This window comes from Staphylococcus sp. FSL W8-0056 (assembly GCF_037963075.1).
GTDB lineage: Bacteria > Bacillota > Bacilli > Staphylococcales > Staphylococcaceae > Staphylococcus > Staphylococcus aureus.
On the sequence record NZ_CP150142.1, the window covers coordinates 1,759,042 to 1,772,318 of the forward strand.

Below are 13,277 nucleotides of genomic sequence, written 5' to 3' on the forward strand. Positions count from 1 at the left end.
TAAAAAACCTAAAGTTTAGCACTTAACATTAAAGAGTGCTAACATACATTTATAATAATCAAATTTGGTCAAAATTTCAAGTCATAACCTTTTAATTAAGTTTTGTAACTTCAAGTTATTTACGATAAAATAAATTATAAACAAATATTTGGAGGAAAATTATGACAAGATTATGGGCATCATTGCTAACTGTTATTATTTATATATTGTCTCAATTTTTACCGCTTCTCATTGTAAAAAAATTACCATTTGTACAATATAGTGGCATAGAACTGACTAAAGCAGTCATTTACATACAACTTGTTCTATTTTTAATCGCCGCCACGACGATTATTTTAATTAATTTAAAAATTAAAAATCCAACAAAATTAGAATTAGAAGTTAAAGAACCTAAAAAATATATCATTCCATGGGCATTGCTTGGATTTGCATTGGTAATGATTTATCAAATGGTAGTGAGCATTGTATTAACGCAAATTTATGGTGGACAACAAGTAAGTCCTAATACAGAAAAGCTAATTATTATTGCTCGAAAAATACCTATATTTATCTTCTTTGTATCTATTATCGGTCCTTTATTAGAAGAATACGTATTCAGAAAAGTAATCTTTGGAGAATTATTTAATGCGATTAAAGGTAATCGTATCGTAGCATTTATTATTGCTACAACAGTAAGTTCATTAATATTTGCATTAGCACATAATGATTTCAAATTTATTCCAGTTTATTTTGGTATGGGCGTCATTTTTTCATTAGCATATGTATGGACAAAACGGCTTGCTGTTCCAATTATTATCCATATGTTACAAAACGGATTTGTCGTTATATTCCAATTACTTAATCCTGAAGCTTTGAAAAAAGCCACGGAACAAGCGAATTTTATATATCACATTTTTATTCCATAATATAAAAAACGAATCACACACGGATTATCGTCGCTGTGATTCGTTTTTATTTTTCTTTTTATTTCGCTTTACAAATAAGAATAGCATGATTGAAAATACCACCATCATAGAACATACAATTGCTAGCCAACTTTTACTATATGCAGTTGACGCACTTTTCTTATTATCTTCTTGTTTTTTAACTACTGTAAAATCGTCTTTTTCATGCGGTTCAAATGAGCGTTGTTTTGAATCCGGCTTATCTTCGGGCTTTTTCAAATCTGGCATTGATCCAATTTCACCAGTAATTAATGCGAGTACTTGTTCATCTAAATTACGATAGTACCTTTCTGATTTCAATGGATTGAAATATTGGAATCTAAAGTAATTCGATTGCTGTTGTAATCCATTTAAATATGCATTTCCGCTGAAATTTTGTTTTCGAATAATATTATAAATGTCTTCATCAGTAACTTCTCCATAATCTTTGCCCAACTTATTAATTTGATTTAAAATATACGGATTATACTTGTAAGCCCCATTTGCCAAGGCTAAAAATCGTTGGGATACAAAATCATTACCAGTAGGATTTTGTGAGTTTCCTTGATTCCCATTTGGTTGCCATTGACCTTGATTAGATCCATCTGAAGCATTTGGGTTCCATGTTCCCCCATTTTTCGAGCCACCAGAATGATTTGAATCCCCAGGTTGATCGGGATCTGGTGACGGGTTAGGATTTGGCTTATTAGGGTCTGGTTTTGGATTCGGATTTGGCTTTGGTTTATCTGGATCTGGTTTTGGATCCGGATTTGGCTTTGGTTTATCTGGGTCTGGTTTTGGATTCGGATTTGGCTTTGGTTTATCTGGATCTGGTTTTGGATCCGGATTTGGCTTTGGTTTATCTGGGTCTGGTTTTGGATCCGGTTTTGGTTTCGGGTTATCTGGATCTGGTTTTGGATTCGGACTTGGGTTTTGGTTATTTGGGTCTGGTTTTGAATCTGTACTTGGGTTTTGGTTGTTTGAGTCTGGCTTCACATTATTCGAATCAGGATTAGCATCACGACTATTCGAACCTGTTCCTTCATTACCCGTTTGATTTGATTCGTGAGGTGTCCCAGTCTCATTATTATTCATTTCACTATTTACTGATGGTGAAGTTATATTATGATTCAAATTAGTAGTTGGTTTTTCTCCATTTAAGTTATCCTTTGCTTCAACTGTGTGCGTTGCAAGCCCTAAACTACTACTACTTAAAATTAAAATACTTGTTGAAAGTAACATTTTCTTAAACCAATGATATGACATTTCACGAGACACCTCCCTTTTTCATGTAAGTATTAATCTAAGTATAATAAATATGCGTTGAAAATGCATTTATATTTGGAATTTGAAAATGAATATTAATATTCTTGAAATTTTCGTAAATATTACTTTACAAGTCCGAGTATAAATTTTATACTTAGTCTATTAAGTATTCTTTACTAAAGAAGGAGCAATAATTATGGGCTTATTTAAAAAAGATAAAAAAGCAATGACTTTTGACAATGCAATGGAAGAAAGACGTTCAATATATAATTTGAAAGATTCGATATCAATTAGCGATGACGAATTAGAATCAATGATTGCACATGCAGTTAAACATGTTCCTTCATCATTTAATTCTCAATCAACTAGAATTGTTCTCTTGTTAAATGACAACAATAATAAATTTTGGGATAACACAAAAGCAATTTTAAAAGAAGTCATGGGAGAGAATCGTGATTTCGAGCCAACTGAACAAAAAATTGATAACTTCAAACATTCATACGGTACAATTTTGTTTTATGAAGATCAAGATGTTGTAAGTGGTTTACAAGAACAAATGCCAAACTACTATGATAATTTTGCAATATGGTCAACTCAAACAAATGCCATGCATCAATTTGCAATTTGGACTGCATTAGCTACTAAAGGCATAGGTGCTTCATTACAACACTATAATCCACTTGTCGATGAGATGACTTCAAAAGAATTTAATATTCCTAAAAGTTGGAAACTTATTGCTCAAATGCCATTTGGTGATATTCGTGAAGCTGCTGGCGAAAAAACATTTAATCCAGTGGAAGATCGTTTCGTAATAAAAAAATAATCAATATATTGTTAAGAATGGGACAGAAATGATAAAGAATCATTAGTTATTCATTATGTAGTAGTTCTTACACATTAGCCGCTGCTAATGTGCACTTAAGAATAGGAATACATGAGTAAAACTCATGTATAAGAAATACTAATTTCTAAAGAAAAAGTATTTCTTTATGTTAGAGCCCACCCCAACTTGCATTGTCTGTAGAAATTGGTGTTCCAATTTCTCTATGTTGGGGCCCCATCAACTACTGTCAATATAACATTGTAGAGCCTAGGACTTTGATTTTATGTCTTGGGCTCGTTTTTTGCGTTTCAACATAACTTTTAGTAAGTTATATATAAGATCTATCAAGGATGCGATGTTATGAAAGTCCAAATTTATCAATTACCGATTATTTTTGGAGATAGTTCTAAAAATGAAACTCAAATAACGCAATGGTTCGAAAAAAATATGAATGCTGAAGTAGATGTAGTCGTTTTACCTGAAATGTGGAATAATGGCTATGATTTAGAGCATTTAAATGAAAAAGCAGATAATAATCTAGGACAAAGTTTTTCATTTATTAAACATTTAGCTGAAAAATATAAAGTCGATATCGTAGCTGGGTCAGTTTCTAACATTAGAAACTATCAAATATTTAATACAGCTTTTAGTGTGAATAAAAGTGGCCAGCTGATTAATGAATACGACAAAGTTCATTTAGTTCCTATGTTAAGAGAGCATGAATTTTTAACCGCTGGCGAAAACGTAGCTGAACCCTTTCAATTGTCTGACGGTACTTATGTGACCCAACTTATCTGTTATGATTTACGTTTTCCAGAATTATTAAGATATCCTGCTCGTAGTGGTGCTAAAATTGCATTTTATGTGGCGCAATGGCCTATGTCACGTCTTCAACATTGGCATTCATTACTAAAGGCACGTGCAATTGAAAATAATATGTTTGTCATTGGAACTAATAGCACTGGATTCGATGGTAACACAGAATATGCTGGTCATTCGATAGTTATAAACCCAAATGGAGATTTAGTTGGAGAATTAAATGAATCCGCAGATATTTTGACTGTAGATTTAAACTTAAATGAAGTAGAACAGCAACGCGAAAATATACCTGTATTTAAAAGTATTAAATTAGATTTGTATAAATAAGAAGCGCCCGAAATAATATTTAACACATGTCATGACTAAACATAGATTTATGAGAGATTTTTCATAAGTCTATGTTTATTTTTTTATAATAGATAACTCAGTAAGAATCCATTTCGCCCTTTGCAAATGAATGATTTTCTTAATTAAATTGATTAATTTTTTGACCTTTTCCAACATTAGACTTATTCATATATTTTAACGGTGGGTCTCATAATGAGGATTAACTCTCCCCTTCTTTATTACAATAAAAAAGGCCGCGAGCTTGGGAGGGGCTCACGACCATACTTATTATTAAGGGAATGTTTTACAGTTATTTTTTCAATCTATTTTTGGGGATGTTATTAATTATGAAAAAAATTTTATTTATCAAATAATGATAAATCGATGTTGTTTACGATAGCTTACATGCTAGAAATAATTATCTGTAATGATAATTAAGAAAAATACATAGCACTGAGTCCAAGGAAACTAACTCTACTAGCAAATGTTACTCACTTGCTAATTTTACATGGTTATTAAGTTGGGATGGCTTAATAACTCATACTTTTAGTACTATACGAAGATAACAAATTTACAATGAAAGTAATTAATTATTCATCTTATTTTTTAGTGAATTTGTTCACTGTGTCGATAATCCATTTTACTAAGTCACCGATTGTTGAAATGATATCTTGTGCCATTGAAATCACTCCTTCCTTAATTAAGATAAAAATTCTTAAAATTAAACAACTCATCAACTATTTTCCATCACATCTCTGTGATCTAGTTATATTAAAACATGCTAAAAGCATTTATTTTCCAATTTTTCTTAACTAGTCGTTTTTTATTCTTAACTGTAAATTTTTTTATGTTAAAATATTAAATACAAATTACATTTAACAGTTAAGTATTTATTTCCTACAGTTAGGCAATATAATGATAAAAGATTGTACTAAATCGTATAATAACAGTGAGGAGAGTGGTGTAAAATTGAATTATTTTGATAACAAAATTGACCAGTTTGCCACGTATCTTCAAAAGAGAAATAACTTAGATCATATTCAATTTTTGCAAGTACGTTTAGGGATGCAAATTATAGTTGGTAATTTTTTTAAAATACTTGTAACATATAGTATTTCTATATTCTTAAGTGTATTTTTGTTTACCTTAGTTACACACTTATCCTATATGTTAATACGCTATAATGCACATGGTGCTCATGCAAAGTCTTCGATACTTTGTTACATACAAAGTATTTTAACATTTGTATTTGTACCTTATTTTCTAATTAATATAGACATTAATTTTACTTATTTACTGGCCTTATCTATTATAGGATTGATTTCCGTTGTTATTTATGCACCTGCAGCAACGAAAAAGCAACCTATACCAATAAAATTAGTAAAACGTAAAAAGTATTTATCTATAATTATGTATTTATTAGTTTTGATTCTATCCTTAATAATACATCCATTTTATGCTCAATTTATGTTATTAGGAATTTTAGTGGAATCTATTACATTATTACCTATTTTTTTCCCTAAGGAGGATTAATCATGAATACACTTGTTAATATGTTTTTTGATTTTATAATTAAATTAGCTAAAGCAATCGGAATTGTCGGTGGCGTAAACGCTTGCAGCAGTTTATTTGATGAACCTAAAGTACCCGCTGAATTAACGAATTTATACGACAAATAGTAAAAGTTATTTTAGAAAGTGTGTAGCATATGGAAACAATAAACAACTTAGCTATGGCCACTTTTCAATTAGTAATACTTTTTACAGTAGCCAAATTCATTTCCTTTGTTAAATTTAATTTAAGGGATTATTTTATTATAGTTGGAATTATAATTCCAACCATGTTTTTGTATTACTTCTATGGAAGTAGAGCCGTATTGATTCCAACTTTTTCATCTATCATATTTTTATTCTTTAAATTAAAGTACTATGCAATAGTAACAATTTTAGTGACCATGATCATAATGTATTTGAGTAATTTTGCAACAGTAGGTTTGTTTTTAACTTTAAGAAAATACACTACTGATCCTGCAATACTCTTACCATTATATATACTTTCTTTTTCATCAGTTTCATTATTAGCGACATATTTGGTAAGAATATCTCTAAAGAAATTTAAAAAATCATACTTATCTTTAAATAAAACTTATATGATTATAATTTCATTCGTATTATTTGCAACATTTGCATTTTTTTATATTTATTCTACAAATACAAGTTCAAACGGTGATAGCTTAATTCCATATGCACTTGTATTTATAGGATTAATAATTTTTATCTCTGTTGTAATACTTATAATGTCGCTTTTCACCCTTAAAGAGATGAAATACAAACGAAATCAAGAAGAAATTGAGACCTATTACGAATACACATTAAAGATTGAAGCAATTAATAATGAAATGCGCAAGTTCCGTCATGATTATGTCAATATCTTAACGACACTTTCAGAATACATTCGCGAAGATGACATGATTGGTCTACGCGCTTATTTCAATAAAAATATTGTACCTATGAAAGATAATTTGCAGATGAATGCTATTAAATTAAATGGTATCGAGAATCTTAAAGTACGTGAGATAAAAGGCTTAATTACTGCGAAAATTTTACGTGCACAAGAAATGAATATTCCAATTAGTATCGAAATACCCGATGAAGTAAGTAGCATTAACTTGAATATGATCGATTTAAGTCGCAGTATTGGTATTATTCTTGATAATGCAATTGAGGCATCAACTGAAATTGATGACCCTATCATTCGCGTTGCATTTATTGAAAGTGAAAATTCAGTAACGTTTATTGTTATGAATAAATGCGCTGATGATATACCACGCATTCATGAATTGTTCCAAGAAAGTTTTTCTACTAAAGGTGAAGGTCGTGGTTTAGGTCTATCAACTTTAAAAGAAATTGCTGATAATGCAGACAATGTCTTATTAGATACAATTATCGAAAATGGTTTCTTTATTCAAAAAGTTGAAATTATTAACAACTAGCCATAAGGATGTGAATGTATGAAAATTTTCATTTGCGAAGACGATCCAAAACAAAGAGAAAACATGGTTACCATTATTAAAAATTATATAATGATAGAAGAAAAGCCTATGGAAATTGCCCTCGCAACTGATAATCCTTATGAGGTGCTTGAGCAAGCTAAAAATATGAATGACATAGGCTGTTACTTTTTAGATATTCAACTTTCAACTGATATTAATGGTATCAAATTAGGCAGTGAAATTCGTAAGCATGACCCAGTTGGTAACATTATTTTCGTTACGAGTCACAGTGAACTTACCTATTTAACATTTGTCTACAAAGTTGCAGCGATGGATTTTATTTTTAAAGATGATCCAGCAGAATTAAGAACTCGAATTATAGATTGTTTAGAAACTGCACATACACGCTTACAATTGTTGTCTAAAGATAATAGCGTTGAAACGATTGAATTAAAACGTGGCAGTAATTCAGTGTATGTTCAATATGATGATATTATGTTTTTTGAATCATCAACAAAATCTCACAGACTCATTGCCCATTTAGATAACCGTCAAATTGAATTTTATGGTAATTTAAAAGAACTGAGTCAATTAGATGATCGTTTCTTTAGATGTCATAATAGCTTTGTCGTCAATCGCCATAATATTGAATCTATAGATTCGAAAGAGCGAATTGTCTATTTTAAAAATAAAGAACACTGCTATGCATCGGTGAGAAACGTTAAAAAAATATAATAAGATAATAAAGTCAGTTAACGGCGTATTCAATTGTAAATCTTGTTGGATTTTAACAAGATAACTAGCAAATGCACTGTATAGCTGGCTTTTTAATTGTTTAATAACAAAATTAAATATGACGCGTGAATTAAAAAATGATGTAACGTTTCTTTGTATACCTATTCCTATTACTACATAATTTATCAATTTCTATTTCACTCTACAATCCTATGGCGCAATTTTTAACAAAATATACTAAATTTGAAATTGACAGTTTCCATAAATAAAATGCTACAATTTCCTACCCCGTGAATCTTATTTTGTTTTAAAAAACAGTGTAGCACAAGATTCAACTTGTTTCCTACACTGTTTTATAAATGAATTATTTAAAATGCTTGTTCAACCTCTTGTAATGTTGGCAAACTATTAATGGCACCATACTTCGTTGTCACTATTGCAGCAACGCGATTGCTAAACGCTAAAATTTCCTCACCTTCATTTTCAAATAACTGAGTTAAATTTAACACATCGGTTGCTAAAATCCTGCTAATAACTGCACCAATAAAAGCATCCCCTGCCCCAGTTGTATCAACAGGTTTTACCTTATAGCCACTATGATAATGATTAATACCATTTTTCAAATATACGGCAGCACCATCTGCTCCCTTCGTATAAATGACTACAGTAACATTACCTGTAAATAATGATTGAATGGCTTCATTTTCATCATGAATACCTGTAATAAATTCTAATTCTTCATCTGAAACTTTTACAATATGCGCCAATGGCAAAAAGGTATGAATAGTTTGTCTTAAATCTTCAGCGTTATCCCATAATGGCAATCTTACATTAGGATCAAATACGACAGTACCATTTGCATTTAATGTTTTGGTAATCAATTGATAATGTGCATCTCTCATCGGACTATCGACCAAATCAACAGAACAAAAATGTACTACATCATTTTCATTCACATCAATATCATTCACAAAACTTGGTTCAAATAACATATCAGCAGAGGGCTTACGATAAAAAGAAAAATCTCGCTCGCCCGCTTCAGTCAAACTCACAAAAGCTAACGCAGTGTTTGCTTCATTCGTGCGATACACTTTTGATACATCTACACCAATACTTGATATCGTTTCAATAATGCTATCTCCAAATGCATCATTACCTAATTGTGTAATCATATACGCTTGTTGTCCTAACTTTTGAACTGTACAAGCTACATTGCATGGCGCGCCACCAATTTGCTTCGTAAATGTTTGAACATCTTTTAAATTCGCATTTGTAACATTTGGAATAAAATCAATTAACGCTTCTCCTATTGAAAATAGACGTCTCATTTATGTTCATCCTTTAAATCATATTTAGTAAATTGTAAATATACTTGCCCTGATTCTGTTGATGTTTTAATACCTAGTGCGTCTTCTGTCGGGAAAATTCGAGATGTCAAAACACGTTCCCCATCATTACAGAAAATTTCTATACTAGATGTATCAACAAAAATTTGTAATTGCTTTAATGGCGTGTCTAATATCGTACTACGCGTCGTACCTTCAACATTTGTCGGCAATAAACCACTGTCGCTGCGATCTAATGTTATTTTATTTTCACGCTTGTTATAAGCAATTAATGTTGAAGAAGTCTTAGATGTACGTAATTCAAAGTACACTTCGGTAGCATCATTATCCAAAATATCTATGATTAATTCATACTGTTTACCTTCATACGGATGTAATTTTCGAGTAAATTTATTTGCGTAGCCTAATGCTGTCTCTTTATTGTGACGTAATTTTTCCAACGCTGGATATGGACGTTGCTTAAGTTGACCATTTTCTACTTTTAATACACGAGGAATTGTTAAGCAATGGGCCCATCCTTCATTATCAGTAGGATATTCGATTTCCGGTAACCCCATCCATCCAATTAGTACTCGTCGGCCTTTTTCATCTAAAAATGTTTGAGGTGCATAGAAATCAAAGCCATTATCAAGCTCGACAAAATTTTCATGTTCATATGTTAACTTTTCAATATCAAACTTTCCAAGTATATAACCACTTTGATAAATATTTTTGAACTGATTGCCTTTTGGTTCAATACCTTGTGGACAAATAAGTATGACATCTTGATTATCTAAATTAAAGTAATCTGGGCATTCCCACATATATCCAAAATCATCTAACTCTGTATTTATTTCACCTAAATAATGCCAATTAATTATATCTTCAGTATTATAAAGTAATAATCGACCTTGCTGATCATTATTTTGTGCGCCAATGATTGCATAATATTTCTCACCATATTTAAAAACTTTAGGATCTCTAAAATGACTTGTATATCCTTCTGGTTGCTGGCTAATTACTGGCTTTGGAAACTTTTCAACTGAACCGTCTTCTTTCAATCGTGCGATCATCTGACTCGCATGTCGTTGCCAATGATTATCTCGATGATTTCCTGTGTACATATAATATAAATGCCCGTTATATTCAAAAGCGCTACCGCTATAAACACCATGGCTGTCATATTTAGTATCTGGATTTAATATTGGCCCTTCAGGTTTAAAGTTTATTAAGTCATCACTCGTGTAGTTATACCAATACTTTAAGCCATGTACTGCGCCTAATGGGAACCATTGATGTGAAACATAATACTTCCCTTTATAAAAAATAAGTCCGTTGGGATCATTTAATAAACCTGTTTCTGGTTGTATATGAAATTGTTGACGAAATTTTGATTGATCAACTTGTTGTTTTAATGTTTTAAAATACTCAGTATCAACGTCCTCGATTCGTTGATAACGTTCTTCTCTAGTCCATTCGGTCATAATATTTACCCAGTCCTCCTTTTATAATTTATGCTGTTAACAATTTATATTCTATTATAGCAAATTTTACCTACGTTCTTTAACTTTTAACCTATCCATTTATAGTTATATGGTATCGGTTCCACATTTGTTTTAAAAAATACAGCGTCTAAATATTAACATCTACTGTGACGCTATATGGCATATCTTGCTTTTTAAGCATCTGTTGTATCTCTTCCATCGCGCATTGGCCAGCTTCAAAATAATTATAATGAATTGTTTTTATCGATGGAGACACTAATTGTGTCATTGGGTCACCACCAAAACCATATATTTGATGTGGTTTCATAACATCATTTTTATCAGAATAATATTTATAGGCAGCTAATGCAATCGTATCAGTTGCTCCAACAACCGCATCTACTTGCTCCACATTTTCCAAAACATTTGCAACATCTTTTTGTGCTTCCACATAAGTAAAATTTGTTTCATGTATATTAGGTTTAATTTGGTATTTAGCTAACTGGTCAAGTAAACCACGTTTTCTATGTATACCAACTGCAATATCTTTTTCACTTACACTAAACACTTCAACTTGTTGATATCCCTGTTGACCAATCCATTCGCCTATAATTTGACCTGCTTTATAATCATCATGCACAATACTATGAAGTTGTTCATGTTGTTGACCAACAATAACGATTGGTACATTCATTTTATTAATGACTTCAATATGTCTCTCTGTTATGTCTGTAGCCATTAAAACAATACCATCTACTTTACTGCGTGCTAATGTTTCAAGCGCTTGTATTTCTGCTTCGATATTTAAACCTGTGTAATTTAAAATTAATTGTGATTCATATTTTTGGCATTGTTTTGCCAATCCTTTGATTGTTTCATCTACTGCATATGAATTCATTCTAGGTATAATGGCACCAATAAGGTGTGTTTGTCTCGCTCTTAAACTTTGAGCAAATTGATTCGGTTGATAGTCATGTTCTGCTATAATTCTTGTTAATTTTTCACTTGTTTTTTTACTGACAGATCCATTATTTAAAAATCTAGATACTGTGCTTTTTGAAACGCCTGCCAATTTGGCAATATCAGATATATTTTTCATACTTATTCACCTATCATTATTTGTGACACTTAGCCTTATTTTAGCATATGTGTAACCGCTTTAAATAATATTTCTGCTTCTTTCATAAAAAGATTTCAAAATAAAACTTTTGTATAACAAAATGTCCCAACATCAACCTTTAGTTAAATGTCAGGACAATGAATATTCTATGTAAATATATTCTAATATCGAATATGTTTATTGAATCTATTTAGCTCACCTTCAAAGTAAGCATGTTCACCGTGAACAATCTTGTCTAATCCTATATTCGTTTCTTGTTCCGTAACAGATAATGGTGTAATTAATTTAATTACTTTCGCAATAATAAACGTCATGACGATACTAAAAATTACAACTGCTGTTACACATAATATTTGTACAAGTATAATATGTATGTCACCAGTATAAATAAAGCCATTCTCAATGTCAGGATTGGCTTTTTTACTTTGGAAAACTGCTGTTAAAACAGCACCAATAATACCACCAACACCATGAATACCAAATGCATCTAATGCATCATGATATTTTAGTTTTACCTTGATGTAATTAATGACAATATAACAACAGATACCTCCTATTAAAGCCATTATTGTTGCACTAAGATATGTTACATATCCTGCTGCAGGAGTAATAACAACTAATCCTGCTAATGCACCGAGTAAAAGTCCAAGTAAACTTGTCGTCTTTTTAAAAATATATTCTAAAATTAACCAACCTATAGCACCTGCACTGGCTGAAATGACAGTATTTGTAAATGCAAGCATCGCAATATTATCAAATGTAAAAGCACTACCTACATTAAATCCATACCAACCAATCCACACGAATATACCGCCAATCAACGTAATGATAAGATTATGTGGTGTTGATTCAGAATGTTTGTTTCCTTTTCCAATCATAATAGCTAATACTAAACCAGAAACACCTGATGTAATATGAACAACCGTACCTCCAGCGAAATCTAATACACCGAGTTTATTAATCCAACCGCCGCCCCAAACCCAATGTGCTACTGGACTGTATACAAGAGCAGTCCATATTACTACGAATAATAAATAAGGAATAAACTTCATTTTCTCAGCGATTGAACCAGATAAAATAGAAATTGCAATCGTACAAAACATCATTTGAAATAACATAAACAAAGCGAAAGGAATATGTGGGCTAATATCTTCTTGAGTCGCAAAACCTACATGATTAAGAAAAGTATATTCCCAATTTCCGAACCATAAATTCCCATTCCCAAAACTAATTGTAAAACCAACTGTTATCCATACAAATGTAACAAGCACAATTGCTGCCATACTTTGCATGACAGTATTAAGCGCATTTTTAGATTGAACTAACCCACCATAAAATAAACTTAATCCTGGTGTCATTAACCAAACTAATAATGTACACAAAAACATAAATATCGTATCGTTAAGATTCATACTTACCACTCCCTTGTTTTCATAATAATCTGACAATTTATAAAAAGCAAA

Annotated in this window: 13 protein-coding genes and 1 pseudogene; 8 read left to right on the forward strand and 6 right to left on the reverse strand. The window is 31.1% G+C overall.

All coding sequences use genetic code 11. The features are described 5' to 3' along the window. The first annotated feature begins 161 nt into the window (after nucleotides 1-161). The gene (gene mroQ / locus NSS86_RS08975) at nucleotides 162-905 is read left to right on the forward strand and encodes a CPBP family intramembrane glutamic endopeptidase MroQ (protein WP_000197635.1); all 744 of its coding nucleotides are present in this window, start codon (nucleotides 162-164) and stop codon (nucleotides 903-905) included. Between the two features lie 24 nt (nucleotides 906-929). Here the strand turns inward: mroQ and NSS86_RS08980 are convergent, their stop codons facing one another. Then, nucleotides 930-2,189, reverse strand: a complete 1,260-nt coding sequence (locus NSS86_RS08980) for an SdrH family protein (RefSeq protein WP_000120301.1) — start codon at nucleotides 2,187-2,189, stop codon at nucleotides 930-932. A gap of 196 nt (nucleotides 2,190-2,385) precedes the next feature. Between NSS86_RS08980 and NSS86_RS08985 the strand changes: the two genes are divergently transcribed. Both NSS86_RS08985 and NSS86_RS08990 read left to right on the forward strand, forming a co-directional pair. Then, on the forward strand, nucleotides 2,386-3,012 hold the full coding sequence (locus tag NSS86_RS08985) for a nitroreductase family protein (protein ID WP_000522381.1): 627 nt from the start codon (nucleotides 2,386-2,388) through the stop codon (nucleotides 3,010-3,012). A gap of 360 nt (nucleotides 3,013-3,372) precedes the next feature. Further along, complete coding sequence (locus NSS86_RS08990) at nucleotides 3,373-4,158, forward strand: carbon-nitrogen family hydrolase (protein WP_000867951.1); 786 nt, start codon at nucleotides 3,373-3,375, stop codon at nucleotides 4,156-4,158. Nucleotides 4,159-4,757: 599 nt separating this feature from the next. Here the strand turns inward: NSS86_RS08990 and NSS86_RS08995 are convergent. After that, nucleotides 4,758-4,892 carry a delta-lysin family phenol-soluble modulin gene (locus NSS86_RS08995; RefSeq protein ID WP_001549197.1) on the reverse strand — a complete coding sequence of 45 codons (135 nt, stop codon included), beginning with the start codon at nucleotides 4,890-4,892 and terminating at the stop codon, nucleotides 4,758-4,760. Nucleotides 4,893-5,127: 235 nt separating this feature from the next. Here NSS86_RS08995 and NSS86_RS09000 point away from each other — a divergent pair, with 235 nt between their 5' ends. The 5 genes and pseudogenes from NSS86_RS09000 to NSS86_RS09020 all read left to right on the forward strand — a co-directional run bounded on the left by NSS86_RS09000 (nucleotide 5,128) and on the right by NSS86_RS09020 (nucleotide 8,066). Beyond that, on the forward strand, nucleotides 5,128-5,691 hold the full coding sequence (locus NSS86_RS09000) for an accessory gene regulator ArgB-like protein (protein WP_001105696.1): 564 nt from the start codon (nucleotides 5,128-5,130) through the stop codon (nucleotides 5,689-5,691). Between the two features lie 2 nt (nucleotides 5,692-5,693). Further along, nucleotides 5,694-5,837: a cyclic lactone autoinducer peptide gene (locus tag NSS86_RS09005; RefSeq protein WP_001094921.1), complete on the forward strand. Its 144-nt coding sequence runs from the start codon at nucleotides 5,694-5,696 to the stop codon at nucleotides 5,835-5,837. Between the two features lie 29 nt (nucleotides 5,838-5,866). Then, a complete protein-coding gene (locus NSS86_RS09010; RefSeq protein WP_000447888.1) occupies nucleotides 5,867-7,150 on the forward strand; it encodes a sensor histidine kinase in 1,284 nt (427 codons plus the stop codon). Nucleotides 7,151-7,168: 18 nt separating this feature from the next. Next, nucleotides 7,169-7,885, forward strand: a complete 717-nt coding sequence (locus tag NSS86_RS09015) for a LytTR family DNA-binding domain-containing protein (RefSeq protein ID WP_000688492.1) — start codon at nucleotides 7,169-7,171, stop codon at nucleotides 7,883-7,885. Between the two features lie 71 nt (nucleotides 7,886-7,956). Then, nucleotides 7,957-8,066, forward strand: a pseudogene (locus NSS86_RS09020) (hypothetical protein). Between the two features lie 187 nt (nucleotides 8,067-8,253). On the opposite strand, the gene NSS86_RS09025 reads toward NSS86_RS09020, so the two are convergent. From NSS86_RS09025 to NSS86_RS09040, 4 genes are all read right to left on the reverse strand, one after another. Next, nucleotides 8,254-9,213, reverse strand: coding sequence for a carbohydrate kinase (locus NSS86_RS09025; protein WP_001253312.1), 960 nt, complete (start codon nucleotides 9,211-9,213; stop codon nucleotides 8,254-8,256). After that, nucleotides 9,210-10,694, reverse strand: a complete 1,485-nt coding sequence (locus NSS86_RS09030) for a glycoside hydrolase family 32 protein (RefSeq protein WP_000141431.1) — start codon at nucleotides 10,692-10,694, stop codon at nucleotides 9,210-9,212. Before NSS86_RS09030 ends, NSS86_RS09025 begins: the two co-directional genes overlap by 4 nt. A gap of 148 nt (nucleotides 10,695-10,842) precedes the next feature. Beyond that, nucleotides 10,843-11,793 (reverse strand): LacI family DNA-binding transcriptional regulator, encoded by a 951-nt coding sequence (locus NSS86_RS09035; RefSeq protein WP_000790331.1) that lies wholly within the window; start codon nucleotides 11,791-11,793, stop codon nucleotides 10,843-10,845. A 182-nt stretch (nucleotides 11,794-11,975) separates the two neighbouring features. Continuing rightward, the gene (locus tag NSS86_RS09040) at nucleotides 11,976-13,226 is read right to left on the reverse strand and encodes an ammonium transporter (RefSeq protein WP_001052270.1); all 1,251 of its coding nucleotides are present in this window, start codon (nucleotides 13,224-13,226) and stop codon (nucleotides 11,976-11,978) included. Nucleotides 13,227-13,277: the final 51 nt, after the last annotated feature.